The organism is Herbidospora sp. RD11066 (assembly GCF_054661255.1).
Genome location: NZ_BAAGDO010000005.1, coordinates 413,710 through 440,041, shown reverse-complemented (window position 1 = coordinate 440,041; position 26,332 = coordinate 413,710). Strand labels below are relative to the sequence as shown.

At 69.6% G+C, this 26,332-nt stretch carries 21 protein-coding genes; 7 read left to right on the top strand and 14 right to left on the bottom strand.

All coding sequences use genetic code 11. The annotated features are described in order from the left end of the window. Position 1: 1 nt before the first annotated feature. From ACYQ78_RS22280 to ACYQ78_RS22270, 3 genes are all read left to right on the top strand, one after another. Positions 2 to 1,903, top strand: a complete 1,902-nt coding sequence (locus ACYQ78_RS22280) for a fumarate reductase/succinate dehydrogenase flavoprotein subunit (RefSeq protein ID WP_459802922.1) — start codon at positions 2 to 4, stop codon at positions 1,901 to 1,903. After that, positions 1,900 to 2,646 carry a succinate dehydrogenase/fumarate reductase iron-sulfur subunit gene (locus tag ACYQ78_RS22275; protein ID WP_459802803.1) on the top strand — a complete coding sequence of 249 codons (747 nt, stop codon included), beginning with the start codon at positions 1,900 to 1,902 and terminating at the stop codon, positions 2,644 to 2,646. The genes ACYQ78_RS22280 and ACYQ78_RS22275 overlap by 4 nt, the downstream gene beginning before the upstream one ends. Positions 2,647 to 2,735: 89 nt before the next feature. Next, positions 2,736 to 4,166, top strand: coding sequence for an FG-GAP repeat domain-containing protein (locus ACYQ78_RS22270; protein WP_459802802.1), 1,431 nt, complete (start codon positions 2,736 to 2,738; stop codon positions 4,164 to 4,166). Positions 4,167 to 4,220: 54 nt separating this feature from the next. Here the strand turns inward: ACYQ78_RS22270 and ACYQ78_RS22265 are convergent, their stop codons facing one another. The 11 genes from ACYQ78_RS22265 to ACYQ78_RS22215 form a co-directional block, all read right to left on the bottom strand. Further along, positions 4,221 to 6,188, bottom strand: a complete 1,968-nt coding sequence (locus ACYQ78_RS22265; RefSeq protein ID WP_459802801.1) for a glycosyl hydrolase family 28-related protein — start codon at positions 6,186 to 6,188, stop codon at positions 4,221 to 4,223. 245 nt (positions 6,189 to 6,433) lie between these two features. Continuing rightward, a complete protein-coding gene (locus tag ACYQ78_RS22260; RefSeq protein WP_459802800.1) occupies positions 6,434 to 7,432 on the bottom strand; it encodes a hypothetical protein in 999 nt (332 codons plus the stop codon). A 105-nt stretch (positions 7,433 to 7,537) separates the two neighbouring features. Beyond that, positions 7,538 to 9,010, bottom strand: a complete 1,473-nt coding sequence (locus tag ACYQ78_RS22255) for a hypothetical protein (RefSeq protein WP_459802799.1) — start codon at positions 9,008 to 9,010, stop codon at positions 7,538 to 7,540. 54 nt (positions 9,011 to 9,064) lie between these two features. Further along, a complete protein-coding gene (locus ACYQ78_RS22250) occupies positions 9,065 to 9,457 on the bottom strand; it encodes a (deoxy)nucleoside triphosphate pyrophosphohydrolase (protein ID WP_459802798.1) in 393 nt (130 codons plus the stop codon). 6 nt (positions 9,458 to 9,463) lie between these two features. Continuing rightward, positions 9,464 to 10,546: a C40 family peptidase gene (locus tag ACYQ78_RS22245; protein WP_459802797.1), complete on the bottom strand. Its 1,083-nt coding sequence runs from the start codon at positions 10,544 to 10,546 to the stop codon at positions 9,464 to 9,466. Next, positions 10,543 to 11,175 (bottom strand): hypothetical protein, encoded by a 633-nt coding sequence (locus ACYQ78_RS22240; RefSeq protein WP_459802796.1) that lies wholly within the window; start codon positions 11,173 to 11,175, stop codon positions 10,543 to 10,545. The genes ACYQ78_RS22245 and ACYQ78_RS22240 overlap by 4 nt, the downstream gene beginning before the upstream one ends. Positions 11,176 to 11,177: 2 nt before the next feature. Continuing rightward, positions 11,178 to 13,451, bottom strand: coding sequence for a type IV secretion system protein (locus ACYQ78_RS22235; protein ID WP_459802795.1), 2,274 nt, complete (start codon positions 13,449 to 13,451; stop codon positions 11,178 to 11,180). Continuing rightward, positions 13,448 to 15,922, bottom strand: a complete 2,475-nt coding sequence (locus ACYQ78_RS22230; protein WP_459802794.1) for an ATP-binding protein — start codon at positions 15,920 to 15,922, stop codon at positions 13,448 to 13,450. The genes ACYQ78_RS22235 and ACYQ78_RS22230 overlap by 4 nt, the downstream gene beginning before the upstream one ends. Further along, entirely contained in the window at positions 15,915 to 18,410 is a 2,496-nt protein-coding gene (locus ACYQ78_RS22225) for a TcpE family conjugal transfer membrane protein (RefSeq protein ID WP_459802793.1), read from the bottom strand. Before ACYQ78_RS22225 ends, ACYQ78_RS22230 begins: the two co-directional genes overlap by 8 nt. Before the next feature lie 31 nt (positions 18,411 to 18,441). Further along, complete coding sequence (locus ACYQ78_RS22220) at positions 18,442 to 18,705, bottom strand: hypothetical protein (protein ID WP_232320587.1); 264 nt, start codon at positions 18,703 to 18,705, stop codon at positions 18,442 to 18,444. A gap of 77 nt (positions 18,706 to 18,782) precedes the next feature. Beyond that, positions 18,783 to 19,709: a conjugal transfer protein gene (locus ACYQ78_RS22215; protein WP_459802792.1), complete on the bottom strand. Its 927-nt coding sequence runs from the start codon at positions 19,707 to 19,709 to the stop codon at positions 18,783 to 18,785. Between the two features lie 391 nt (positions 19,710 to 20,100). On the opposite strand from ACYQ78_RS22215, the gene ACYQ78_RS22210 reads away from it, so the two are divergent. Continuing rightward, positions 20,101 to 20,733, top strand: coding sequence for a hypothetical protein (locus ACYQ78_RS22210; RefSeq protein WP_459802791.1), 633 nt, complete (start codon positions 20,101 to 20,103; stop codon positions 20,731 to 20,733). Here the strand turns inward: ACYQ78_RS22210 and ACYQ78_RS22205 are convergent. Then, complete coding sequence (locus ACYQ78_RS22205; protein ID WP_459802790.1) at positions 20,678 to 21,097, bottom strand: hypothetical protein; 420 nt, start codon at positions 21,095 to 21,097, stop codon at positions 20,678 to 20,680. The two genes, ACYQ78_RS22210 and ACYQ78_RS22205, sit on opposite strands and share 56 nt — an antisense overlap. Positions 21,098 to 21,225: 128 nt before the next feature. On the opposite strand from ACYQ78_RS22205, the gene ACYQ78_RS22200 reads away from it, so the two are divergent. Next, positions 21,226 to 21,954, top strand: a complete 729-nt coding sequence (locus ACYQ78_RS22200; protein WP_459802789.1) for an SDR family oxidoreductase — start codon at positions 21,226 to 21,228, stop codon at positions 21,952 to 21,954. Positions 21,955 to 22,059: 105 nt separating this feature from the next. Here the strand turns inward: ACYQ78_RS22200 and ychF are convergent, their stop codons facing one another. Further along, positions 22,060 to 23,136: a redox-regulated ATPase YchF gene (gene ychF, locus ACYQ78_RS22195; protein WP_459802788.1), complete on the bottom strand. Its 1,077-nt coding sequence runs from the start codon at positions 23,134 to 23,136 to the stop codon at positions 22,060 to 22,062. 131 nt (positions 23,137 to 23,267) lie between these two features. Here ychF and ACYQ78_RS22190 point away from each other — a divergent pair, with 131 nt between their 5' ends. Beyond that, entirely contained in the window at positions 23,268 to 24,572 is a 1,305-nt protein-coding gene (locus ACYQ78_RS22190; RefSeq protein WP_459802787.1) for a DNA recombination protein RmuC, read from the top strand. Beyond that, entirely contained in the window at positions 24,569 to 25,039 is a 471-nt protein-coding gene (locus ACYQ78_RS22185) for a DUF6542 domain-containing protein (protein ID WP_459802786.1), read from the top strand. Before ACYQ78_RS22190 ends, ACYQ78_RS22185 begins: the two co-directional genes overlap by 4 nt. A 127-nt stretch (positions 25,040 to 25,166) precedes the next feature. On the opposite strand, the gene ACYQ78_RS22180 is transcribed toward ACYQ78_RS22185, so the two are convergent. Continuing rightward, positions 25,167 to 26,147: a 4-hydroxy-3-methylbut-2-enyl diphosphate reductase gene (locus ACYQ78_RS22180; RefSeq protein WP_459802785.1), complete on the bottom strand. Its 981-nt coding sequence runs from the start codon at positions 26,145 to 26,147 to the stop codon at positions 25,167 to 25,169. Positions 26,148 to 26,332 lie beyond the last annotated feature (185 nt).

Genomic DNA, 26,332 nt, shown 5'->3' with positions numbered 1-26,332 from the left:
ACTGTTCACCGTGGAACGTCACGAATACGACGTCGTCGTCATCGGAGCCGGCGGAGCCGGGCTCCGGGCGGCGATCGAGGCACGTCAGCAGGGCAAGCGCACCGCGATCATCTGCAAGTCGCTGTTCGGCAAGGCCCACACGGTCATGGCCGAGGGCGGCGCGGCGGCGGCGATGGGCAACGTCAACTCCGACGACAACTGGATGGTCCACTTCCGCGACACCATGCGCGGCGGCAAGTTCCTGAACAACTGGCGGATGGCCGAGCTGCACGCGAAGGAGGCTCCCGACCGGGTCTGGGAGCTGGAGGCGTGGGGTGCGCTGTTCGACCGTACAAAAGATGGAAAGATCAGCCAGCGCAACTTCGGCGGGCACGAATACCCGCGCCTGGCGCACGTCGGCGACCGCACCGGCCTGGAGATGATCCGCACCCTCCAGCAGCGCGTGGTGGCCCTCCAGCAGGAGGACTTCGAGGTCCACGGCGACTACGAGGCCTACATCAAGGTCTTCGCCGAGTGCACCGTGACGCGCCTGCTCAAGGACGGCGACGCGATCTCCGGCGCCTTCGCCTACTGGCGTGAGACCGGCAAGTTCATGGTCTTCGACGCCCCGGCCGTGGTGCTGGCCACCGGCGGCATCGGCAAGTCGTTCGTGGTCACGTCGAACTCGTGGGAGTACACCGGCGACGGCCACGCGCTGGCGCTGCTCGCGGGCGCGAAGCTGATCAACATGGAGTTCATCCAGTTCCACCCGACGGGCATGGTCTGGCCGCCGTCGGTGCGGGGCATCCTGGTGACCGAGTCGGTGCGAGGCGACGGTGGCGTGCTCACCAACTCCGAGGGCCGCCGGTTCATGTTCGACTACATCCCGGACGTCTTCAAGGACAAATACGCCACCACCGAGGAGGAGGGCGACCGCTGGTACACCGACCAGGCCAACAACCGCCGCCCTCCGGAGCTGCTGCCGCGTGACGAGGTCGCCCGCGCGATCAACGCCGAGGTGAAGGCCGGGCGTGGCTCACCCCAGGGCGGTGTCTTCCTGGACGTCTCCAGCCGCCTGCCCGCCGCCGAGATCGTCAAGCGGCTGCCGTCGATGCACCACCAGTTCAAGGAACTGGCCGACGTCGACATCACCGCCGAGCCGATGCAGGTCGGCCCCACGTGCCACTACGTCATGGGCGGCGTCGAGGTCGACGCCGACTCGGGCGCGGCCTCGGTGCCGGGCCTGTTCGCGGCCGGCGAGGTGTCGGGCGGCATGCACGGCTCCAACCGCCTGGGCGGCAACTCCCTGTCCGACCTGCTGGTCTTCGGCCGCCGGGCGGGCGCGGGCGCGGCGGCCTACGTCGACTCGCTCGGGGCGAAGCGTCCGCAGGTCAGCGGCGTCGAGGAGGCCTTGGCCGAGGCCGAGGCCCCGCTGAAGCGCCAGGGCGGCGAGAACCCCTACGAGGTCCACCACGAGCTCCAGCGCACGATGAACGAGCTGGTCGGCATCATCCGCAAGGAGAACGAGGTCGCCGAGGCCCTGGAGGCCGTCGAGAAGCTCAAGGAGCGGGCGACCAACACGACCGCCCCCGGCGGCAAGATCTACAACCCGGGCTGGCACCTCGCCATCGACCTGCGCAACATGCTGCTGGTCAGCGAGTGCGTCGCCAAGGCCGCGCTGCTGCGGCAGGAGAGCCGGGGCGGCCACACCCGCGACGACTACCCGGTGATGGACCCCGGCTGGCGCCGCAAGCTGCTGGTCTGCTCGGCCAAGCCCGACGGCTCCGAGGTCGAGGTCGTCGAGCAGGCCCAGATCTCCATGCGCGGCGACCTGATCACCCTGTTCGACCGGGGCGAGCTCTCGAAATACCTCACCGAGGAAGAACTCGCGGAGTACGACGCCGCGGCCAAGGAGTTGTCATGAGTTACAAGGGCAAGTTCCGCGTCTGGCGCGGAGAGGGCGGAGAAGGCCGCCTGGAGGACTTCCAGGTCGAGGTCAACGAGGGTGAGGTCGTCCTCGACGTCATCCACCGGCTCCAGGCCACCCAGGCACCCGACCTGGCCGTCCGCTGGAACTGCAAGGCCGGCAAGTGCGGCTCGTGCTCCATGGAGATCAACGGCAAGCCGCGCCTGGGCTGCATGACCCGCATGTCGACCTTCACCGAGGACGAGACCATCACGGTCACCCCGATGCGCACCTTCCCGGTCATCAAAGACCTGGTCACGGACGTGTCGTTCAACTACCAGAAGGCCCGCGAGATCCCGTCGTTCACGCCTCCGGCGGACGTGAAGCCGGGCGAATACCGCATGCAGCAGATCGATGTGGAGCGCTCGCAGGAGTTCCGCAAGTGCATCGAGTGCTTCATGTGCAACAACGTGTGCCACGTGATCCGCGACCACGAGGAGAACAAGACCCACTTCGCGGGTCCGCGTTTCCTCATGCGGATCGCCGAGCTCGACATGCACCCCTACGACGTGGAGGACCGCAAGGACTCCGCGCAGGAGGAGCACGGCCTGGGCTACTGCAACATCACCAAGTGTTGTACGGAGGTGTGCCCCGAGCACATCAAGATCACCGACAACGCGCTGATCCCGATGAAGGAGCGCGTGGTCGACCGCAAGTACGACCCGCTGGTCTGGCTGGGCAACAAGATCTTCCGCCGTTAAGCCCGTACGTGAGGAGAGCCGGTCTGGCCCTACAGACCGGCTCTTCGGCGTATACGGGACCTGTAGCGGCATGACCGAACCTCTTCCTCATGAGCACCTCCAAGAAGTTGTTGTCCGTCCTGACGTTCACGGCGACCCTTCTCACCTGCCTCGTCACCGTCTCGCCCCCCGCGCGCGCCTCGACGGTCGGTGGCCCGATCACCCGGAGCGAGGTACTGCAGCGCGCGCAGAACTGGGTGGACCGCGGGATCAAGTACAACCTGACCCGGTCGGCCGCCAGCCTGACCACCGACCCCGACGGCAGCCACAAGTACGGCCCCGACTGCTCCGGGTACGTCTCGATGGTCTGGCACCTCAGCCCCGGCCAGTACGGAGGGCTCAACACCTCCGGCTTCGCCGCCTGGAGCGGCAAGACCTATCTGAGCGGCCTCAGCCAGCTCCGCCCCGGCGACGCCCTGCTGAAGGACGGCCACATCGAGCTCTTCGTCCGCTGGAAGAACAGCGCCGACCGCACCCAGGGCGCCTACGTCTACTCGCTGAACGGCACCGGCAACCAGGACGCCAACGGCTGGGAGAACGACTGGGCCAAGGGCCCGACCGTCAACTCGCACGGCCAGACGGGCTTCAACAGCTGGAGTGAGATGCAGGGCTACGACCCCATCCGCTACGACAACATCGTCGAGGACGGCGCCGGGGGCGGCGGCAGCACCGGCAGCGTCACCGGCGACAACCTGGCCGACCTGCTCGGCCAGAACGCCGCGGGCGAACTCCTCCTGTACGCCAACGAGGGCGTGGTCAACGGCGGGCAGTCCTTCAAGTACCCGCCCACCAAGATCGGTCACGGCTGGAACAACCACGCCCGCGTCATGATCGGCAAGGTCAACGCCGACAACCATCCCGACCTGATCGGCGTGAACCCGGCCGGAGACATGTACCTCTACACCCACAAGGGCACCCTCAACGGCGAGAACACCTACAACGGCCCCGTCCAGATCGGCCACGGCTGGAGCGGGATGACCGAGATCCTGCTGGGCGACGTCACCGGTGACGGCAGGGCCGACCTGCTCGGCCAGAACTCCGCAGGCGAGATGCTCCTGTACGCCAACGAGGGCATCGTCGACGGCGTGCAGTCCTTCGCCCACCCGCCCACGGACATCGGCCACGGCTGGAACAACATGGACCGCGTCCTGCTCGGCGACGTCACCGGTGACGGCAAGGCCGACCTGCTCGGGGAGAACCCCGCCGGCGAACTCCTCCTGTACAGCAACCGGGGCATGGTCGACGACGTCCTGTCCTTCACCTACCCGCCGACCAAGATCGGCCATGGCTGGAACAACCACGCCCGGGTCATGATCGGCAGGGTCAACGCCGACGCCCACCCCGACCTGGTCGGCGTGAACCCGGCCGGGGACATGTACCTCTACACCCACAAGGGCACCGTGAACGGCGAGAGCACCTTCAACGGTCCCGTCCAGATCGGGCACGGCTGGAGCGGCATGAGCAAGATCCTGCTCGGATAGCCCGTACCGAAGAAAAGGCCGGCCTGGAGAACCAGGCCGGCCGTTTTCATGGATCTACCAGGGGGAGGGTGCCGGAGGCGCCACGACCGGCGGGCGGTCGTCGCAGGTGATGGTGTTGGGGAGCTGCCACGAGCCGGCCCACGGGCCGGTGGTGCCGCCGCCGTCGTTGCCGCCGAGGTCGGTCACCGAGAACTCCGAGCCCGTGGGCGGGAAGCCGAACGAGCCGCAGTTGTTGATGCCGACCGCGCCGACGTTGCGGGCGTCGACGTTCTCGAACGAGGCGCCGCCCTTGACGCGGGCGCTCAGGACCGAGGTGCCGGTGCCGTCGATGCGGACGTTCTTGAACTTCACGCCGGTGATCGAGTAGAGGTCCTTCACGCCCCACTCGCTCACCATCATGATCGCGTTGTAGGTGCTGTCGAGGTAGTGGTCGCCGGTGACCTGGATGTCGTTCTCGATCGAGCGGTCGAGGGCGTACAGCCAGATCGCGCCGAGGCCGATGCGCCAGTTCAGGTCGAACGTGCCGGCCCGGACGGTGGTGTTGTTGGTGAACTTCAGCGTGCCGGTGAAGGGCTCGGCGCCGAAGCGGGAACCGGCGTGCAGGCCGGAGCCCTCGCGCAGCGGGTCGGCCACCAGGTTGTTGGAGACCACGTTGTCCTTGCCGCCGTAGATCGCGATGCCGTTGGCCAGCGTCGGGGTCTGGACGGTGTTGCGGTCGAACACGTTGTTGACGTTGGCGTTCTTCTCCGACCACATGGCCAGGCCGTCGTCACCCGTGTTGCGGATGAAGTTGTTGGCCACCACCGAGTTGGTCACGCCGCCGTGGAAGTTCAGGGCGTCGGCGATCTGGTCGACGATGATGTTGTCGGTCACCTTGATGTTGTTCATCGGGCCGTCGAACCACAGGCCGACCTTGGTGTGGCGGATGTACAGGCCCTTGATCGTCGAGTCGCTCATCGCGCCGCCGATGCCGTTGACCTGGTCGAGGTCGATGCGCTCGCGCACGTCACCCTCGATCGTGAACCCCGACAGGTGGACGTTGCGGCTGCCGCCGTCCTGGGCGTACTTGCCGTAGAAGCCGACGCCGGTGTGCACCGAGCCGTCGGGGAGGGGGGCCGGGAGGGCGACCTCCTTGCCCTTGATGATCGTGTACCAGGATCCGGCGCCCTCGATCGTCACGTCGTCGACGATGATGTGCTTGTTGACCTGGTAGGTGCCCGGCGGGATGTAGACCTTCAGGTTGCTCCGCTTGGCGAAGGCGATGGCCTTCTCGATGGCCGGGGCCGAGTCCTTGCGACCGGTCGGGTCGGCGCCGAACAGCAGCACGTTGGCGGCCACCAGGCGCACGTAGGGCGCGCCGACGACCTCGGAGTCGAGCAGGTCGACGACCGTCCAGGCGGCGTTGGTGTTCGCGGGCGCGGTCAGCCGGACCTTGTCACCGGCCTTGTACGTCTTGCCGAGCAGGAGCCGCTGCTCGTCGTAGAAGTGCATCGGCCGGAACGGCTTGGTGATCTCCGGCGCGGGGGTCGTCGCGGCCGGGACGCACTGGCACTCGGTGATCCACCAGTCGTCGTGGAGCAGCCCGGCGTTCGGGTCGTTGGTGAACGGATACTGGTTGTACAGCCACGCGAACTGGCTGGTCAGCGTGATGGTCTTCTTGTTGCCCCCGTTGACGGTCAGGTTCAGCGGAGCGGTGATGCCGCCGCCGTTCGGGGCGTCGGGGATGCTGTAGCGCACGGTGACGGCGTTGGCGGCCTTCGGCAGGGTGAACTCCACCCACTGCCCGGGGGTCAGCTTGACCGCCTTGCGGCCCGAGGCCTCCGACGGCAGCGTGTACGGATTGCGGTCGGGGCCGATCACGACGCCGTTGGTGGCCGCGTTCTCCGCCTCCTGCTCGACGAACGGGACGTTGGCGCCGCGGCCCGCCACTAACGCGGGGTCGAGTGCCGCCCGCGTCACCGCTGTCGGAGTCGCCGTCTGATGCGCGGCGGCCGGGCCGGCCACCACCAGGCTCAAGCCCACGGCCGTGGCTGTAACCACCGCCAACGCCACTCTTCGTGACATCTCGTGCTCGTTTCTGTCGGGGGGTGAACACCTGAGGGTGAGGTGACAGTAGGTCGCCCGTGCCCCGTTCCACAAGAGGCCTGCGAAATAGTTTCGTAACGCTCTCGCTTTCTTGCGCGCTTTGCCACCGCGTGTTGCAGCCCGACGTCTGGTGCACACAAAAAAACAGCCCTCCCGGTCAGGAGGGCTGTTGCGAGTTTCGGTCAGCGCTTCTCGTCGTCGTCCGGCGGGTGGTTGGAGCTCTCCAGGACGTAACCCTTGGCGTACGTCGGCGACGGGGGCGCGGGCTGCGGCGGCGCCTGGGGCGGCGGCTGCTGGTAGACGTAGGGCTGCGTGTAGTCCTGCGGCGGCGCGGCCGGGGTCGGGAACGGCATCGGATAGGGCACCGGCACGTAGTTGACGACCTGCTGCGGAGGCTGCTGCGGCGGGTAGGGCTGCGCGTACGGCTGGCCGGGGTAGGGCTGCCCCGGGTAGGGCTGACCGGGATACGGCTGACCGGGGAACGGCTGGCCCGGATAGGGCTGGGCGTACTGCTGGCCGTAGGGCTGCATCGGGTAACCCGGGTAGGGCATCATCGCCATGTTCGGCGGCGGCATCTGCGGGCCTGCCTTACGGACGGCCGCGGCGTGCGCCAGGCGGCGCAGACGGCCCTCGAAGATCAGCCAGGCGAGCAGCGCCAGCAGCACCAGCACGGCGGCCGGAACGGCCAGCTTGCGGCTGAGCGTGACCTCGTCGAAGTAGGGGGTCGCGTTGCGGATCTCCACCTGGGCCGTCTCGGGCACCGGCTGGTTCATGCCCGTGGAGGGCTGGGTGCCGGTGGTCGGCTCGGCCGGGGCCAGGCTGACGCCCGGGTCTTCGGCCGGGGGTGTCTCGACCGTCTGGGCGGGCGGGTTCACCGGCTGCTCGGCCGGCGGGTTCACGGGAGGCGGCTCGACGTCGTTGGTGGGCACCACGGCGTCCTGCGTCGGAGCCGGGGCCTCCTGCGTGGGCTGCTTGGTCGGCTTGGCCGTCGGCGTCGGGGTGACCGTCTGGGTGACGGTGACCACCGCCTCGGACGGGGTCGGCGACGGCGTGATGGTCGTCGTCGTGGTCACCGTGTCACAGACCTGGCCCTGGTCACAGGGGTCGACCGGGTTGGCGGCGCTCGCGGCGGCCGCCACCATCACGGCCACGCCGAGCGAACCCACCACCGCGGCGATCACCGCCGCGGCTCTCCTTGGTGCTCGACCGACCACCGGGTTCCTCCGCCGCTTTTGCCTGACTAGGTACGTCAAGCAAATACTAGTCCGGCAAAGTAACGGCAAACCTCACTTTGGTTGCGGGTCGGAAACGACCTTGCGGCGGCCGAAGCGCATCTGCAGCGCCAGCACGGCGATCAGTGCCGCGATCGCGGCCACCACGCCGGGCCACCCCTTGACGAGCTCCAGACCCGAGTCCTCCTGCGCGATCGCCTGCGTGTTGTTCAGCGACCGGGTCAGCGGCGGGCCGCTCGGCGTGGGCGCCGCCATCGGCATCAGCAGCTCCGGCGGCGTCCCGCCCTCGACCATTCCGGGCGGCAGCGGCTGGCCCGGCGGAAGCTGCGGCAGCGGCGGAAGATTCGACAACGCTCCTGACAACTGCTCCGGCGCCAGCTCCACCTGCGCGGGCGCGGGCGCCACGTTCGGTGCCGGCCGAGGAACCTCCGCCGGTACGCCCTGGGCCATCGGCATCGGACCGACTCCCGGGCCACCGGCGTCCCCGATCGCCATCTGACCAGGGGGAACCTGGGGCCCCTGGTCGGGCTGAGGCGCCAGGGGAAGCGGCTGCTGCCCGCCGGGCCCACCGTCGACGAGCGGCCCCTGACCCGGGTTGACCAGCATGTTTGCCGACACCTCCGGCATCCCCTGCGGTCCCTGCATCGGTCCCTGCATCGGTCCGTTCATCGGTCCGTTCATCGGTCCGTTCATCGGCCCCTGCATCCCCTGCACCGGGAACTCAGGCATGGCCTGCGGGCCGGTCATGGGCTCGACCCGCTCGTACCCACGGGACCGGCCCCGCCCCTCGGCCTCTCGGGTGCGCGGGCGAGCGGGCGGCGCGGCCTCGTGGCCCCGCGCCTCGACCGGGCCTTCGACGAACCGGACCGGCGCCTGGGCGTGCTGCTCGACCTCGCGAACCGGACGCACCTTCTTGGGCGGCCGAACACGGCTCTCGGTCGCCCGCGTCGGCGCCAGGGCCTGGCCCACGATCTCCTGGACCGGGAACTGCGCCTGGCTCTCCACCGCGTACATCGGCTCCAGGGCCTGGCCCACCATCTCCTGGACGCCGTCGGCGATGGGCAGCCCGGGTTCCGTGTCGGTCACCCCGGCGCTCTCCTCGGCGAACCGGCCGGCCAGGGCGCGGGCCTCCGCCTCGGCGACCGAGGCCGTCTCGGCCGACTGGGTCACGCCGTCGGTGAGTTCGCCCGTCGCGCTCAGGCGGGCGCAGACGACGGCCACGCGGCGGGCCAGTTCGGCCATGTCGAGGTTGAGGCGCATCGACGCCGGAGGCTCCACGAACAGCCCGGGACCGACCAGTGTCTGCTCCGCCTGGGCGACGCCCGTCTGCACGGGGCAGCGCCAGCCCTGGGCGTACACCCCCTCGGGAACCGAGCACGCAGCGTGACCGCAGGTCTCCGCCAGGCGGAACCGCCAGACGTCGCCCGTGCGCATCCAGCGGCCGGGATCCTCGACGGCCCAGGCCGGTGTGGCCGACAGCGCCAGGATTCCGGCCCCGACCAGAGATACCACTCGTCCAGTGACCACCAGAATCCTCCCGTGATTACGCTCAGTAAGCGTTATCTCACGAAGAGGGGGGACTCAACCCTCCTTGAGCAGATCTTGGACCTCCCGGACGATGGGGAGATCGGCCGGCAGCCACGGCACCGACTCGAACTCGAACGGCTCCAGCCACCGCAGCGCGAGGTGCTCCCGCGCCTCCGGCGTGCGGCCGCAGGTGATCGTCGACAGCCAGATCCGGAGCACGTATCCGTTGCTGAGCGGCCAGTCACCGCCCACCTTCGTGCCCGGGACGACCGTGACCCCGAGCTCCTCATCGCACTCGCGCACCAGCGCGTCGAGGTCACTTTCTCCCGGGTCGACCTTTCCGCCGGGAAACTCCCATCCGCCCCGCAGTTCCGGCGGTTCCGCCCGCTGCGCGCTCAGCAGACGGCCGTCCGCGATGATCGCGGCCCCTACGACGACCTGTGTCATGCCTGTCTACGTTAGGGCCAGACGCTTCAGCTGCTCCAGCACATCGGGATTCTGCAACGGCCGGGTGAAGCCGACGATGGCCCCCCGGTCGCGGTAGGTGGTGACCTTGATGGGGCCGCAGAGGGTGCAGCGCGCCTCGACCATCTTGCCCGGCGACACGATCATCCCCACGTGGCCGGGGTTGTCCGCCGAGGTCCCGGGCCCGGAGTTGAAGAACACCAGATCCCCGGCCTGCTCCTCGCCCGCGTCGATGCGCACCCCGAAAGGCCACTGGCCGAAGGTGGTGCGGGGGATGTTCAGACCCGCGTTCCGGTACGCCATGTAGATGATTCCGGAGCAGTCATAACCCGCCGGCCCGGTGCCGCCCCAGATGTACGGCTTGCCGCGCTGCGCGAGGGCGTAGGAAAGGATCTTGTCGACCACCGCGTTCGGCGCGTCGTAGGCCACGTCGCAGGCCGGGTCGGCCTCCGGCGGCACCTCGACGTCGCCCGATTCGGCGTACTTCCTGGCGATCTCCAGCACCTGGTCGACGTACCAGGTGGCCCGGTTGTAGACGAACAGCGCCTTGCGCAGGTCGTCGGGGGCGCCGTTGCGCTTGAGCATCTTGGCGGCGCCGAGGATCGCGTCGGCCGGGTTGTAGACGTCGGCCACGCCGTCGTCGTCTCCGTCGGAGGCGTAGCCGTTGAACTCCGACGGGATCGGGATCTGCGCCTTGCCGCCCCACGTGCTGATGAGGAACTGCATCGGCCCGGCGGCGCCCGCGTAGTTGGTGCCGCTCTGCACGCCGGGCAGTTGCGACCGGCCGTGGTCGGTCTCGCGCTTGCCGACGGCGGCGAGCACGTTCCACTGCACGCCGATCGCCTCGCCGTGCTTCTTGTAGAGCTCCAGCATCTCCGGCGGGATGTCTTCTTGCGCGGTCTCGGACAGGTCGGAGGTGTCGACGGCGGCCTCACAGGCGGCCGCGGCGCCCCCCGTCATGATGTTGGGCAGCGGCGTCATCAGCACCACCGCCCCGAACATGACCAGGGGCACCAGCACGGCCAGCAGCCCGGCCAGCCATTTCCAGTTCGCGAGCCGGGTCGTGGTCACGGCGTGACGTCACCGTCCTGACCGCTCCCGGCCAGTTGCAGGTCGTAGACGCGCCAGTCGGCGCCGACCTGGACGACGGTGACGGCGTAGTCCTCGACGAGGTCCCTGGCCCCGCTGAGCGCGGTCACCTGCTGGGTGCCCTCGACGACCACGACGACCGACTCGGCCGAGATGTCGCGGATCGACTTCAGCCGCGCCCCTCCCTTGGACACGACCTGGTCGGCCGTGTCGTGCTCGACGGCGGCCGGAGAGGTGACCGTACGGGTGAGGTCCTCCCCGAACTCGGTCGTCGTGTACGCCTTCAGCCGGTCGGCCCGGCCCACCGCGTCGTCGTGGGTGTAGGTGCCGTATTCGACGGTGAACCGGCGCGCCAGATCGGCCGCCGCGCCCAGTTGCTCACGCGACAGCGGCAGGTAGGAGTAGACGTCGAAGTCGGCCGACGGCGTCGTCGCCACCTGACTCGGCACGGCCACCGGCGGAGCGGTGACCGTGCGCGTGCCCGCCGACCCGGTCGGGGCGGCCGTCCCGACCTCGCCGCTGCCGTCGCCCAGGGTCGTTAAATAGATCCCGAGCGCGGCCAGTACGACGACGGCGGCGATGAACAGGCCCTTCCTGCGGCCGTCGTTCATGATCAGTCCTTGTCACGCGGCCGCAGCCAGAACGGCGCACCGCCGTCTCCACCGCCGCCATTGCCACCACCGCCGCCACCCCGGCCGCTGTCCGACCGGCCCGGCAGCCAGAGCGGCGGCGCGTCGGACCGGGAGGAGCGCTCGGCCGGACGGGGCGCTTCGGCCCGGGGCGCCCGCGTCGGCTCGGGACGGGGCCGCGGCTGCGGCGCCGACCGTCGCGACGACGAACCACCCGACGACCGTCCGCCGCCTCCGAAGAACCCGCCACCGAGGATGCCGCCACCGCCTCCGGAGGAGCTCCCCCGGGACGCCGAGGGCCGCGAGGCCCAGCCACCGGAGCGACCGCTGAACCAGCCGCCTCCGCCCCCGCCTCCCGACGAGGATCGCGCGGCCACGGGGGCCGGCGCGCTCGGCCGGGTCGTGGCGGGCGGACGGCTCAGGTTGAGCGGCGGCGCGGCGCCCGTACGGGGCGCCGGGACACCGGTCTTGCGGCGTGCGGCCTGCTCGGGGTTCTCCAGCGGAGCGGGTTGCCCGTTCGCCCGGACCCCCACGCGTTCCTCTCCGCGGACCTTGCCCTGCGCGACCCCGGCGGCCGTGGTCGCCGCCGCGCCCGCCCCACCGGTCGACCCGGCGACGGCTGCGTTGAGCAGCGGCTCGGCCTTGCGCAGCCCCCAGCGGCCCACCCGGGCCGCGGCGACCGGCGGCAGCGCCCCGGCGGCCCGCTGCAGCGTCGGCGCCGTGGTGGCGTCGCCGAGCATGCGGGTGGCCAGGGTGGAACCGCTCATCGAGGAGAACAGATGCTGGAACGGCCTGCGGTAGAAGAACACCGCCAGCGTGAGCAGCGCCATGAACATGATCTGCATCCCCCACGGGAGGGGCGTCGAGATGATGAGGGCGTAGCCGTACACCAGGACACCGAGAACCAATGCCAGCACGGCCTGCCGCAAGAGCGTGCCGACGAGCATCTCCACCCAGCGCATCGCGATGATCCGCCCGGTGCCCGGATGGACGCCGATCAACAGGAAGATCGGCCCCATGATCAGCAACAAGAGGAAGCCGACCTTCAGCACCAGCAGCGACACCGCCACCAGGAAGATCAGCAATCCGGCGACCATGGCGGCGATGAACGCCCCGATGGCCACGCCGAGGCGGCTGGTCCAGTCTTTGCCCTGGAGCAGGTAGAACGCCGGGCTGGTGCGCAGCGGGTTGGCGATCTCCTCTTCGTAGCGACGCTGGTGGGCGTCGGTGCCGGCCGACTGCTGGGCCTGCTGCTCGGCGGCGTCGAGCGCCTGGACGTCAAGCAGCTTGGCGCCGTAGGCCGCCACGATCGGCGAGGCCGGGTCGGCGGTGCCGAAGTTGCCCATCAGCCAGGGCTTGCAGACGAGGGTCGACCAGAGCGCGTCGGCGTTCTGCGTCACGCCCGGCGTGCCCGGCTGGCCGTAACCGCCGCCGGTGACCGGAGGCGTGGCGCCCGGGGTCGTCCCTCTGGCTCCCGTCGCGGCACCCGCCGCGGCGCCCAGCGAACTGGCCGGTGGCGGCAGGCAGGACGCGCCGCCGGCACCGGGCAGGCCGGAGAACGCCGAGTTGACGATCTCGGTGGTCTTGTCGGTGACGACCTTGCCGACGCCGGTCAGATCCTGGGGACGGCTGAAGAACCAGGTCGCGACCGTGACCGCGAGGACCATCCAGACGACCGCCTCGGTGGTCGTGGTCGCGCGTTTGCGCAGCAGGCCGTACCAGGCCAGCCAGATGGCCGCGATGATCACGATCGGCCGTAGGAACGGCCAGTACATCGCGTCGGCCAGGTTGGTCACGATGTCGTCGACGACGTTCTTGATGGGCAGCAGCGGACCCTCGGTCGCGGCCGCCTCATAGGTCGTGATGGTGAGCCGGTCGACCGCCTTGGCCCACGAGAAGATCGCGTTGGCCCAGGCGTTGCCGATGACGGCGGCGACGTCGGAGCAGCCGAGCTCGTAGGTGTGAAAGAACTGGCCCGACATGCCGTAGTTCTCATAGTTGGTCTTCAGCGCCTGGGCGGGCGCCTCGACCTCCGCGCCGAGACCGATCCCGACGCCGGTTCCGCCACGAGTGACGCCTTCGTCGGGTGGTGGGGGTTTGACGAGTCCGTCGACGCCTGAGCCCACCACCTCCGGCGACAGCGTCGAGGACATGTCACAGATTCCGTCGGCGTTGGCCACCGACGACCCGACGATGACCGGCGACGCCAAGAAAAACGTGACGAACACCAGCAGAAGCAGGGCGACCCTGCGTTTCACGAGCGCACCTCCCGCACGACCCCCGAACGGCCCGAACCCACCTTGTCCTGCTCGACCTCATCCGGCTTGGCGTGCGTCGGATTGGTATCGAGCCAGCGCAGCAGCTCCTCGGAGATCAGGTCGACGCCGATCCGGCCCGCCCGTCCGTCGAGGTCGCGGAAGACGCACTCGCCGTTGCGCAGCGAGCGCAGCACGCCCTTGTGTTCCTCGTTCGGATCGACTCCCAGGAGCTCCAGTACGTGCTCCACCTCGACCCTCTCGGTCGAGCGGAAGGCGAACACCGAGGAAAGGCAGTTGGTGACCTGCTCGTTCAGCAGGTCACCCGCGTTCTGGGACACCAGCACGAGTGCGGTGTTACGCGAACGTCCCATGCGGGACACCTCGGGCACCAGCTTGGCGCCCTCGGGCGTGGACGTGATGGCCCACGCCTCGTCGAGGAAGATCGCTTTGGGGGTGCGTCTGTCGAGCCCGTTCATCAGTCTCCGGGCGAACTGGGAGACCAGGTAGAGCAGGGCGACGGAGAGCCGCTGCTCGTACGAGTAGTCGTCGCGCCCCGTCGCCACATCGGGCAGCGTGAGGCCGCCGAGGGTGAACACGGTGGTCCATCCCTCGGTGTCGATCTGGTCGCCGCCGGAGGCGTCGAAACAGAGCCGGGCAAGGTGCATTTCGGACATCGACCGCAGCACGGCGCCCAGGTTCTTCGACGCGGCGTCCTCCGACTGGTCGAGATGGTCGATGACCTTCCCGAGCGAGGGGTCGGGTTCGTTGGCGACGGCCGCGACGGCCTGCACCATGGCCGACTCGCGCTCCTCCGACATGCGCGGCAGCAGCAGCCGCAGCGTCTCGGTGGCCATCGTCTTCTTCGCGGCCAGGTCGTCGCCGAACGAGAACGGGTCGAGCAGCCCGGGAGCGGCCGACCCGAGCGGGATCGTCCGCGCCTGGCGGCCGCGCCGCCGCAGCAGCTGCACCATCGACTCGGCGTCGCCCTTGGGGTCGATGACCGCGATGGTGACCCCGCGCAGCGCCATCTGGTAGATCAGCAGCAGCGCCAGCGTGGTCTTGCCGCCGCCGGGCTCGCCGGTGATCGCGATGGCCGTCGGCCGGTTCTTGGTCGCCGCCACCAGCGGGTCGAAGTGGACGATCGAGCGGGCCCGCCCGAGCGTCTCGCCGATGTACGGCCCCAGCCACCCCGCCTCGTCGGAACGATCCCCCAGGTCGACCGTGGCGGTCGCCATGCCACCCGCGATCGTGCGGAGGGGCTGCCGCTGGGCGTAGGCGTTGACGCGGACCTTCTCGCCCGGCAGCGCCTCGCAGAACAGCGAGAACTGGTCGCCGGTGGAGTTGACGACGTCGATGCCCATGTCGCGGTAGTGCTCGATGACCGCCTCGACCCGCTGGACGCACATCTCCTCGGTCGGCGCGCTCACGCTCATGCGGTGCCAGCCGTAGACGAACGGCAGGCGTTCCTTGGTGATGCCGTGTTCGAGCATCCGGGCGGCGTCGATCTGCTCGGCCAGCGCCAGCGGCGCCTCGGCCCCGGCCTCGCGGATGTGGATGTCCATGTCGCGTGCGTGGGCCAGTTTGCGTGCGACGTCGCGAGAGGCGCGTACGGGAGAGATGAGCCGCATCCGGGAGGAGATCTCGACCGGGAACGGGAGCTGGTCGCTGAAGTGCATCCACGGCTCGCCGTCGGGGAAGGCCATCAGGTCGGGGAACCGGGCGAACGACAGATGGGCGACATACGAGTCGCCCGCCGGCTGCTCGATCCGCAGCAGCGACCGCCCGTTGTGGATCTGGCCTTCGACCAGGGCCTCGATCTCGCCCCGCCCCCACTTGCGCCGCTTGGACGCCGACGGCGGCGGGTCGCCCAGCGAGCCGGTCGCCGAGTGCTGGAACAGCCAGGCGATCTCGGTGCTGGTGGCGTGGCGGGCGTACAGCGACCCGGAGGCCAGCGCCCGGCCGAGCCGCTCGGCGGCCTCGGTCCAGCGGGTGACCTCTTTCTCCGGTACGTGGTCGTCGTCGAGCCCCAGGTTCTTCTCGGTCTTCTGGTAGAAGCCGAAGAGCTGCGCGAGCACCCCCTCGCCGAGCTGGGCGCCGCGCGGCCCGAGGCGCACCCCGAGGTAGACCTCCTTCGACCAGAAGTCCTTCGCCCAGACGTGCCGGTACATCTCCTCGAGGTAGTCGCGCCAGCCGGGACCCTCGTCGGAGGTGGCGTTGAGGGCCATCGCCCACTCGGCCGCCGGGTAGGTGCGGTGGGCCACCCGCAGGTGCACCTCGGCGTCGCTCATCCGGATCGCGGCCAGCGCGATCGTGATGTTGTTGGCGAGCGACTCGCGCTCTTCGGGGGTGAGGAACTCGTAGCTGACCGTCGGCAGGCGGAAGTAGGCCCAGGCTGCGGAGTCGGTGAGGAGAATGCGGTCGTCGAAGTATCGGACCGCCAGGCGACTGCGCGCCCGCGACGCCCTAGCCAACGAAGCTCTCCCCTCTCGCCGTGGTCAATCCGCTCGCGACAACCCCGGCAAGGGCAACGTACGCCCTGCGGCCGCCGCTGCGAAGGTCATTGAGGTCGACTTGTCCGGGTTCGGCCAGCTCGTCTTCCCACGGGACCCTCACGATCGCCCTGCATCTTCCGCGCGCGACCGTCTCGGCCCGTTCGACATCGGCCATGCTCCTTCTCGACACACCGTTGATGACGACGACGGCCCGGCGCCGCAGATCGGCGCAGCCGTGGCCGTCGAGCCAGTCGTAGGTCATGGCGACCGAGTCGGGTGCGTCGGCGCTGGCCGGCGCGACCAGCACGAGCTGGTCGGCGTAGGACAGCAGCCGCGCGGCGAGCGCCGCGGCCGGGTCCATGAGAATGATCCGGTACTGCTGGTCAAGCAGCCGCATGGCCCGTGCGATGCGCTGGTCGGAGAACCATCCGCGATCGCCGATCCGCTGCTCGGCGCCCGGGTCGACGTCGGCGGCGAGCACGTCGAGCCCCGAGTCGGTCTTGGTCGTGTAGGCGCGCACCCGGGTGCCGACGCTGTCGACGGCCGTCAGGAACGAACTGAGCGTCTCGGTGGTCTCGGGGCTGATCCGCCCGGTGAGCCCGTCGCCCCCGGAGTTGGCGTCGACGGCGACGACGCCGTCTTCCCGCAGCCGCGCGAGCGAGTGGCCCAGCAGCAGCGTGGTCGTCGTCTGCCCCGCCCCGCCCGTGCAACCGAGCACGACGATGCGGCGGCTGCCGTTGATGGCCGTGCGGGCCCGGTCTTCGTCGTTGTCCCCGTCGGACCCCGCGACGACCTGCGACACCCGCCGCCACGTGGCCTCGGAGCCGCGCTCGGTGGGAATGAACGGCGCCGGCGGCTGCCCCTTCCGCAACCGCTCCTTCTGCCAGTCACCCGAGGGCGCCGGAGCCTCGGGCTCGACAGCCGAATCGGCCGAGGCCGCCAGTCTCCGCAGCCTCCGCAGTGCGTCGGGCCGTATCGGCGGCGACGACACCTCCTCGGCGGCGGGCGGTTCCTGAGCCGGAGCGGGCACCTGCGGCTCGGCCGCGACCTCACTCACCGCCTCGACGGGAGCGGCCTCGGCGACCGGCTCCACCCGCGCGGGCGGCACCGCGGGCTTCCCGGGAGCGGCATGCCTACCCCCACGAGCCTCGGATTTGGCCTCCCCGGCCACCCCGGCGGAGTGCCGAGCCGGCCGCCCCGACTCCACGGGGTTCTCCTCCTGTACGAACTGAGCAGCGACCTGCTCGCCCGCGCCCTGCCCCACGGCTTCGACCGGCTGCACCGGCCCCCCGGAAGGCTCCTCCGCGCGCGCGGCCTCGACGGGCCGCTGCCCGTTCTCCCGCACAGGGCGCGACGGCACATCGGCGGCTTCGGCATGCGACCTGTGCTCGGCAGCCGGACGCACCGGCACATCGGGTGTCCGCGTCACCGGGTGAGCAGGGATGCCGGGAGCCTCGGGCCGCGGTGCGTTCTCCGGCGCCGGGCGGCCGAACTCGGCGGGAACCTGGGGAACGGGACGTGCGGGCGTCTCGGAGGCCCGGCGCCCGCGCGCGGCCTCCGCCGCCGCGCGCGAAGAGACACTCGGCCCCCGGAACTGCGTCACGCTCTCGGCCGCCGGACGCGCCGGAACCTCGGGCGTCCGGGGCTCCGGTCTGCTCTCCATGGTCGAGCGCGCGGGCTCTTCGGGAGTCGGGCTTTCCGCGTCCGGCCGGGCCTTCGGCTTGTCCGAGGGGTGGGCGAGGAAGGCGGGACGCAGCGGGTTGGCCGCGAACGGGCGCGACGGGTCCTTCGCCGGGGCGGCGGGGTCGGCCACCGGGCGGACCAGCCGGGGCGGCTGGCCGAACGACGCCGGGCGGCGGCGCGGGTCGGGGGCGTCGCCGGGGAAGGTGGTCTGCTTGTCGTCCGGGTGGCCGATCAGGCGGCGCGCGGGTTCCTGGGACGCCTGGGCGGTGGCCGTGGCGGTCTGCGGGGGCTTCACCCGTACGGGGATCTCTTCGACCAGCGGCGTGGCGGCGGCAGCGGCGGCGGCCACCGCGGGGCGGACCGTGGCGCGCTGGGGTTCGGGGGCGAGCTTGGGCTTCTTGACGCGGGCGGTGACGGTGCTCGCCCGCCAGACCTTGGCCTGGAAGTCGATCACGTCGGGCTCGCCCGAGGGCGCGAGGCGGCACCAGGTCTTGGGCTCGGAGAGGTAGCGGGCCTGCGACTGCATGAGCTCGGTCAGCCGCTTGTTCTCGATGACCGGACGCGTCGACAGCCACGTCACGATTCCGGGAGGAACCAGATAGATCACGTGCCAGGGCGCGTCGAAGGGCAGACCGACCATTTGGAGGAGGACCCACCAGAAGGCGGAGACGCCGACGAAGACACCGATCCAGACGATGGGCAGCGGCATGGGCAGCCGCAGGTCGTAGAGCTTGTAAAGCCGCTTCTCAATTCGCCAGATATTGGTGTATGTAGGCAGGTCCACCCGAATCCTCCTCTCCGCAACGTGCCAAAGGTCACTGGATGCCGAGTGCCCCCGCGATGGCCTTCGCCGTCACCTCGATGATGTTCGGCACATAGAAGATCACACCGATCGCGATCGCCAGGATGATGAACTGGACGAACCGCGTGATCTCTCTGGTGAAGAGGAAGAACAGCGCCACGACCGACACGATCACCAGGAACAGCGGCGCGAAGAACCGCCGCAGGAACTCGGCCAGTCCTTCGGTGTTGAGCCCCGTGCCCGTCCCCGGTGCGGGGGACGGGGCCAGTGCGGTCACGGTCTCGACAATCGTTTGGAGAATCAATTCTCGCCCTCCCGGGGGTGTGGATCAGCGACGTCGTGGTCGTTCATGCGCTACCCCACGGACCGGCTCGCGCCCTGGACCTGCCGGACGAGCCACTTGTCGCCCTGCTTCTCCATGCTGAGCTGGTAGGCCTGCTCCAGCAGCGCGGGCTGCGCGGCGGGATCGGCCGGGTCGGCCGTCGGCACCGCTGCGGCGTCGCCCGCCGTGATGGACCAGGTGACCGTCACGGTGATCTCGCGCCCGGTCTCGCCGCCGAGCGGTGCCACCACCGTGTTGAGCTGGGCCAGCGTGAACTGCCCGCCGAGACCCGGGATCGTCGCGCCGTCGGCCGCGTAGAGCTTCAGCTCGGCGGCGTTGCCGGAGGCGTAGGCCCGGAAGAACCCTTCGAGCGTCTGACGCAGCTGGTCTTCGAGACCCGCGTCGCGGTCGGGGGCGGCGATGGCCGGCAGCCCGGCGGCACCCCCGGACGGCAGCAGCGCGGGCAGCCCGGACACGACGAACCGGCCGTCGGCCTGGTAGATCGGCACCGACAGCAGCCAGCGGCGCGCGCCCGACTGGAAACTGACCGTCACCCGCGCGTTGTTGGCGTCGGCGACCTCGATGGACTGGAATTGAATGGCACCGGCCGCGAACCGGCCGAACCCATTCCAGCCGAATCGCTTTTCCACCCCTTCGGCGAGGAATTCGGTGAGCCGGATGTCACGCTGGTCGGGATTTGTTCCGTCGAAATTCAGATAAACGGCGGCGAACTGATTCGCGAACGCCGTTCCCTGTTGCACCGGGAATCCGGAATCGGCCGGTGCGGAGGGTGTGCCGACCGCGCCCTGATTCGACGTGAAACGCTCGAACGGCGCGCGTACCCCGTTGACGACGATCACCACGATGAGTGCCCAAAGGACGGCCCGGCCGGTCCAGACGAGCCAGCGGCCCCCGCCGCCACTCCAGCCCCTGCGCCGCATCGGCTCCCGTTCAGGCAACGGCGGATCCGTAGGAGGGTATGACTCTGGGTCGCCAGCGATCCGAGGATCCTGCTGGACGGTTGACCTGCGAGCCATCACGCCTCCGCTCGCGCCGATCCCCCCGGCTGGCGCGGTGTCGTCTTACTCTCGATCCGGTTATCCATGTTGAAGTAATCACCTTAGCGGCCCCGCCAATTGTTCCAGGAAAGCCACGCCCATGCTGCGGGCATCGCCCTAACCGGCCAAACCGAGTGTGCATGACACCGAGAGTGTCCGTACCGGCATGGATGACTACATAACGACGTTTTCGCAGGCCACCACAGCAAAATGTAACCCGCGAGCCATCAGGAGGTAACCAAACGGCTCTGACACTCAGTCCGGCGTCCCGCACTTGTAGTAGAACCCGACCATGCCTGTGATCATCTTAGTGGTCGCCCTCACGCTCGGGGCGGGGTTCGGCACGGCGACATCCCTGGCCAACGCCCTGTCGGGCGAGTTCGCCGACCTGGAGAGCGCGGAGTTCACCACCAGCGGCTGGTCGCTCCCCGAGATCGTGGCCGTCGCGCTCGACTCGGGCTGGGCCTGGGCGGGCCTCGCCATCGCCGCCGGCTGGCTTCTGACCCGCGACACCACGCGCCGCTCATGGCCGCAGGCCCGCGCCGCCGTGGTCCGGGGCGCCGTCGTGGGGCCGGTCGCCCTGCTCGCCGCCACCGTGGCCTACGCACTCGTCGACACCGTCCGCAGCGGCGCGCCGCTGTCCGAGTGGATCTACGCCGAGTCGTTCGTCTGGTACCTCGCCTCCGTGGTCTTCGGGGCGCCACTGGGGGTCGTGGGCGCCTGCGCCCACCTGACGGGCATCGTCGGCCTGCTGGCGAAGCTCACCCTGCCGGTCGGCGCGGCTTTGCAGATGGTGGTGCTGCCGCCGGGACGCAACGAGGTGGTCAGGGAGATCGGCCAGGTCACCGTATGGACGGCTGCCGCCCTGTTCACCCTGTTCGTCGCGGTCCGGGCAGGAGGCGCCAGGCGGCGTACAGGAGGATGAGGGCGAGGACCACCTCGATGCCGAGCCCGGTCCCCACGCCGACGGCGTCGCGTAGCGAGAAGTGGCCGAAGTGCCGGACGTGGAAGAGGAAGTGCGTGGCCGCGTACATGAGATAGCCGGTGAGCGCCGACAGGACGACCCCGCGCTCCATCACCCGCGCCGCGAAGAACAGCATGGCGGTCAGCGCCAGGCCGAGCCCGCCGACGTCGGAGAGCAGATGCTCGTTGTAGGGCGGATCGAGGCTCACCGTCGGGAAGTCGTCGTAGAACGACCGGGGCGAGACGTACTGCCAGACCGAGACGACCATCTGGAGCGTGGCCAGCACGAGCAGCCCGGCACGCAGCCATTTCCTGGAGGATTTCACGCACAGAGGGACCTCCCGACCACGGCCGTCCGTGACACGGGCCGATGTGATCCTCATCACGGGGAGCCCATGTCACGAAATCCCCCGCCGCCCTGTCTCCCTCTCGAACCGGGAGATGAGGAGACGTCATGAGAATCGCGGTAGCCGGTGGCACCGGCGCGGTCGGACGCCACGTCGTGGACGCTCTGCGGAACCGGGGCCACGACCCCGTGGTCCTGGCGCGCGGGCAGGGCGTCGACCTGGCCACAGGTGCGGGGCTGGACGCGGCCCTGACCGGGGCCGAGGTGGTCGTCGACGTCGCCAACGTCACCGCGACCAGTAAGTCGGCGGCGGTCGGCTTCTTCGACCGCACGGGCCGCAACCTCACCGAGGCGGCGCGGCGGGCCGGAGTGCGTCACCTGGTGACGCTGTCGATCGTCGGGGTCGACCGGGTGAAGCTCGGCTACTACGCGGGCAAGCTGCGCCAGGAGGAGATCGTCAGGGCGGGGGCGGTGCCGTGGACCATCCTGCGGGCGACCCAGTTCCACGAGTTCGTGGGTCAGTTCCTGAGCACCATTCCCGGTCCGGTCGCCGTGGTCCCGTCGGGGCGGGGGCGTCCGGTCGCCGCGTGGGAGGTCGGCGAGCACCTCGCCGACCTCGCTCTCGGATCACCACAGCAGATGGCCCCCGAGCTGGCCGGGCCGCAGGAGGAGACGTTCCCCGACCTGGCCCGCCGTCTCATCGCGGCGGGCGGCGCGAGAAGGCGGCCGGTGCTGCCCGTCTACCTTCCCGGCGGGATGAGCGCCGGGCGTCTGCTGCCGACCGGCCCGGGGCCACGCGGCACCCAGACCTTCGCCGACTGGCTGAAGCAGCGGTGACTTCTGCTCCGGATTGCGGTCTGCCACTCCGAAGGCGTAACGGAGAAAACGGAATTTCCCCCACGAAGAAACCCGCGCCGATGAGCGGAACCTCAACCGGATGATTCAGACGTTGAACCGGAATTCCACCACGTCGCCGTCGCGCATGACGTATTCCTTGCCCTCGATGCGGGCCTTGCCGACCGAACGCGCAGCGGCGACCGAGCCGACCTCCATCAGGTCGTCGAACGAGATGACCTCGGCCTTGATGAAACCGCGCTGGAAGTCGGTGTGGATGACTCCGGCCGCCTCGGGTGCGGTGGCGCCCTTCTTGATCGTCCAGGCCCGGGTCTCCTTCGGGCCGGCCGTCAGGTAGGTCTGCAGGCCGAGGGTCTCGAAGCCGACCCTGGCGAGCTGGGCGAGGCCCGACTCGGCCTGGCCGACCGACTGGAGCAGCTCCAGCGCCTCTTCGTCGGACAGCTCGACGAGCTCCGACTCGATCTTCGCGTCGAGGAAGACCGCCTCCGCCGGGGCCACGATGGCCGACAGGCGGGCGCGCAGGTCGTCGTCGACGAGTTCGTCGGCGTCGAGGTTGAAGACGTAGAGGAACGGCTTGGCCGTCAGTAGGTGGAGCTCGCGCAGGTCGGTCAGGTCGACGCCGGCCGCGTAGAGCGTGGTGCCCTGGTCGAGGATCTTCATGGCGGCCTCGGCGGCCTCCAGGGTGGCCTTGCGGTCCTTGTTGGTGCGCGACTCCTTCTGGAGGCGTGGGATCGCCTTCTCGATGGTCTGCATGTCGGCGAGGATCAGCTCGGTGTTGATCGTCTCGATGTCGCGGCCGGGCTCGACGCCGCCGTCGACGTGGGTCACGTCGGGGTCGTTGAAGACCCGGATGACCTGGCAGATCGCGTCGGTCTCGCGGATGTTGGCGAGGAACTGGTTGCCCCGGCCCTGGCCCTCGGAGGCGCCCTTGACCAGGCCGGCGATGTCGACGAACTCGACCTTGGCTGGGAGGATCTTGGCCGAGTCGTAGATCTTCGCGAGCTTCGCGAGCCGGTTGTCGGGGACGCCCACGATGCCCACGTTGGGCTCGATCGTGGCGAACGGATAGTTGGCCGCGAGGGCGTTGGCGCTCTTGGTCAGCGCGTTGAAGAGGGTGCTCTTGCCGACGTTGGGGAGGCCGACGATCCCGATGCTCAGGCTCACGGAATTCGAGTCTATTGGAATCCGTCACACCGCTCGTCAAACCCGCTCCCAGGCAAACTCTGGGTCGTGGCGGGGTATGCGGCAGGCGAGCCTCCCTCTCCCGCAGGGAAAAGCCTGGGATCATCCAGGACGTGGATGTCCTGGCTCTCGCTCTCCAATTGCTGGTGGGCCTGGCGGCCGGGCTCGCCATCGGGTTCGTCATCGGGCGCGCCCGTGCGGCGGGCGCGAACGCCGAGGCCGCCGTCCGGCTCGCCGACGCCGAGGCGCGCGCCCGGGCGGCCGAAGACAAGGTGGTGTACGTCGAGGAGCAACTCGCCGAACGCTTCCAGGCCCTGTCGGCCCGCGCCCTCGACGTCAACAACCTGCGGTTCCTCGAACTCGCCGAGAACCGCCTGAACACCACCCGCGCCGAGGCGGCAGGCGACCTCGACCTGCGGCGCGAGGCCGTGGAGAACCTCGTCGGCCCGCTGCGCGAAACGCTGGCCAAGGTCGAAGACCAGCTCCGCGAGAGCGAGACCGGCGCCCGGGTGGCCCGCGCCGAGCTCACGCAGCAGATGGAGTTCGTCCGGCACAGCTCCGAGCAGCTCAAGAGCCAGACGAGCGCGCTGGTCCGGGCGCTGCGACGCCCCGAGGCCCGGGGCCGGTGGGGTGAGCTCCAGCTGCGGCGGGTCGCCGAGATCGCCGGCATGGCCCGCTTCTGCGACTTCGACGAACAGGTCACCGCGATGACCGCCGACGGCCCGGTGCGGCCCGACATGGTCGTGCGGCTGAGCGGCGGCAAGAACATCATCGTCGACTCGAAAGTGTCGCTGGCGGCCTACCTGGAGGCCTCCGAGGCCGGCGACCCCGACCTGATCGGCGCCCGGCTCGACGCCCACGCGCGACACCTGCGCGACCACGTCGACCGGCTGGCGGCCAAGACCTACTGGCAGGCGTTCAGCCCCGCGCCCGAGTTCATGGTGCTGTTCATCCCCGGCGAGGCGTTCCTGGCGCCCGCACTGGAGCGCGACCCGGCGCTGCTCGAATACGCGATGAACCGGCGCGTCCACATCGCCACCCCCACCACGCTGATCACCATGTTGCGCACCGCGAGCTACGCCTGGCAGCAGGCCGCGCTCAGCGACAACGCCAAGGCCGTGTTCGACCTCGGCAAGGAGTTGTACGACCGGCTCGGCATTCTCGGACGACAGGTCGACATCCTGGGAAGATCATTGACGCGGGCCGTGACGGCGTACAACAGGACGGTCGGCTCTCTCGAGAGCCGTGTCCTGGTGAGTGCCCGGAAGATGTCCGACCTCGGTCTGGCCGACACGCCGCTGCCCGCTCCACAGCCGGTGGAGGAGTCGCCACGCCCGTTGTCGATGCCCGAACTCATCGGGGACGACCCCGGATATGACGGTAGTTTGAGCCACCAAGGAGGGGGGCCGGAGAGATGAAGGTGACCGCGCGCGGCGCCATCACGCTGCTGTTCCTCGTCTGCCTGCTCGGCCAGTTCATCCTTGCCGGGCCGTTCTTCGTCGTGGGGGTGCTCGCGGCGATCTGGCTGGTGAACCCCCGCGACCTGCTGACGCTGGTCGTCGCCCCGCCCCTGGTCTTCTTCGTGGCGGCCTTCGTCGTGGAGGTCCTGAGCGCCCTGGGCGCCTCGGGCTCGGCCCTGCAGTCACTGGGCCTGGGCATGTTCACGACACTGTCGGCGGCGGCGCCCTGGCTGTTCGCCGGAAGCGCCCTGGCCCTGGGCCTGGCCTGGTACCGCGGCCTGCCGCAGAGCGTGAAGGCGACACGGGAGGACATGCGCAGCCGGGTCCCCGAGCCGCGCAAGAGCAAGGAGTTCGACGCCGAACCCGAGGGCTACTTCGAACCCAAGGTCTACGGCACCGCGAAGGAAGACCGCCCCCAGACCTGACCGGCACCGCTTAAAAGCCCTTTTTCTGTACGGCTCCCGCCAACCGTTCGACGCCACGACGAACGGTCCCCCTCAGGCAGAAAGCCCACCCGCCCCGTCGGGCAGGTGGGCTTCATGTTCGCGAGGGTCAGGCCTTCGGGCGGAGGTCCTTGCGGAGTTCGTGGGGCAGGGCGAAGCGCATGCTCTCCTTGACCGACTCGATCTCCTCGACGTCGCCGAACCCGGCCTCGGCGAGCTTGGCCAGCACGCCCTTGACCAGGATCTCGGGCACCGACGCGCCGCTCGTCACACCCACGGTGGTGACGCCGTCGAGCCAGGCCGGATCCATGAACGAGGCGTCGTCGACCAGATAGGAGGCGTCGGCGCCGTAGTCGAGGGCGACCTCGACGAGGCGCTTGGAGTTGGACGAGTTCTCCGACCCCACCACGATCACGAGCTGGGCCTGGGCGGCGATCTCCTTGACCGCCGTCTGGCGGTTGGACGTCGCGTAGCAGATGTCGTCGCTCGGCGGGTCGATCAGGCCGGGGAAGCGGTTCTTGAGACGGGTGACCGTCTCGGTGGTCTCGTCGACCGACAGGGTGGTCTGGGAGAGCCACACGACCTTCGACGGGTCGCGCACCTCGACCTTGTCGACGCCTTCGAGGCCGTCGACCAGGCGAACGTGGTCGGGGGCCTCACCGGCGGTGCCCTCGACCTCTTCGTGGCCCTCGTGGCCGATCAGGAGGATGTCGTAGTCCTGCGCGGCGAAGCGTTTGGCCTCGTTGTGGACCTTGGTGACGAGGGGGCAGGTGGCGTCGACGGTCTTGAGGTTGCGCTGCGCCGCTTCCTGGTGGACCGCAGGCGAGACGCCGTGGGCCGAGAAGACGACGATGGCGCCCTCGGGAACCTCTTCGGTCTGGTCGACGAAGATGGCGCCCTGCTCTTCGAGGGTCTTGACGACGAACGTGTTGTGGACGATCTGCTTGCGCACGTAGATCGGCGCGCCGTACTGCGCCAGTGCCCGCTCCACCGCCTCCACGGCCCGGTCGACGCCGGCGCAATAACCGCGCGGCTTCGCCACCAGGACACGACGGCGATCTGTAATGGTCGCGGGGGTCTGTGACGTCATGGTCTCATGCTACGTGGATGGTCTGCAGTGGCTTGACCTCCGCCCACGACAGTCTTGCCAGACTGCGACATCAACGGAATATCTCCTGGGAGCTGCCCATGTCCCTCTTGCGAACGATCACCAGACCCATTCGCGAGGCGTATAACAACCGAGACGAAATAGCACAGAAGGTGAAAGACCTCCCC

What these genes read in the sequence shown, in the direction of transcription:
- ACYQ78_RS22275 (WP_459802803.1), top strand. Translation starts at nt 1,900, where the DNA reads ATGAGTTACAAGGGCAAGTTCCGCGTCTGGCGCGGAGAGGGCGGAGAA.
- ACYQ78_RS22270 (WP_459802802.1), top strand. Translation starts at nt 2,736, where the DNA reads ATGAGCACCTCCAAGAAGTTGTTGTCCGTCCTGACGTTCACGGCGACC.
- ACYQ78_RS22250 (WP_459802798.1), bottom strand. Translation starts at nt 9,457, where the DNA reads ATGACACAGGTCGTCGTAGGGGCCGCGATCATCGCGGACGGCCGTCTG.
- ACYQ78_RS22240 (WP_459802796.1), bottom strand. Translation starts at nt 11,175, where the DNA reads ATGAACGACGGCCGCAGGAAGGGCCTGTTCATCGCCGCCGTCGTCGTA.
- ACYQ78_RS22210 (WP_459802791.1), top strand. Translation starts at nt 20,101, where the DNA reads ATGCCTGTGATCATCTTAGTGGTCGCCCTCACGCTCGGGGCGGGGTTC.
- ACYQ78_RS22200 (WP_459802789.1), top strand. Translation starts at nt 21,226, where the DNA reads ATGAGAATCGCGGTAGCCGGTGGCACCGGCGCGGTCGGACGCCACGTC.
- ACYQ78_RS22185 (WP_459802786.1), top strand. Translation starts at nt 24,569, where the DNA reads ATGAAGGTGACCGCGCGCGGCGCCATCACGCTGCTGTTCCTCGTCTGC.
- ACYQ78_RS22180 (WP_459802785.1), bottom strand. Translation starts at nt 26,147, where the DNA reads ATGACGTCACAGACCCCCGCGACCATTACAGATCGCCGTCGTGTCCTG.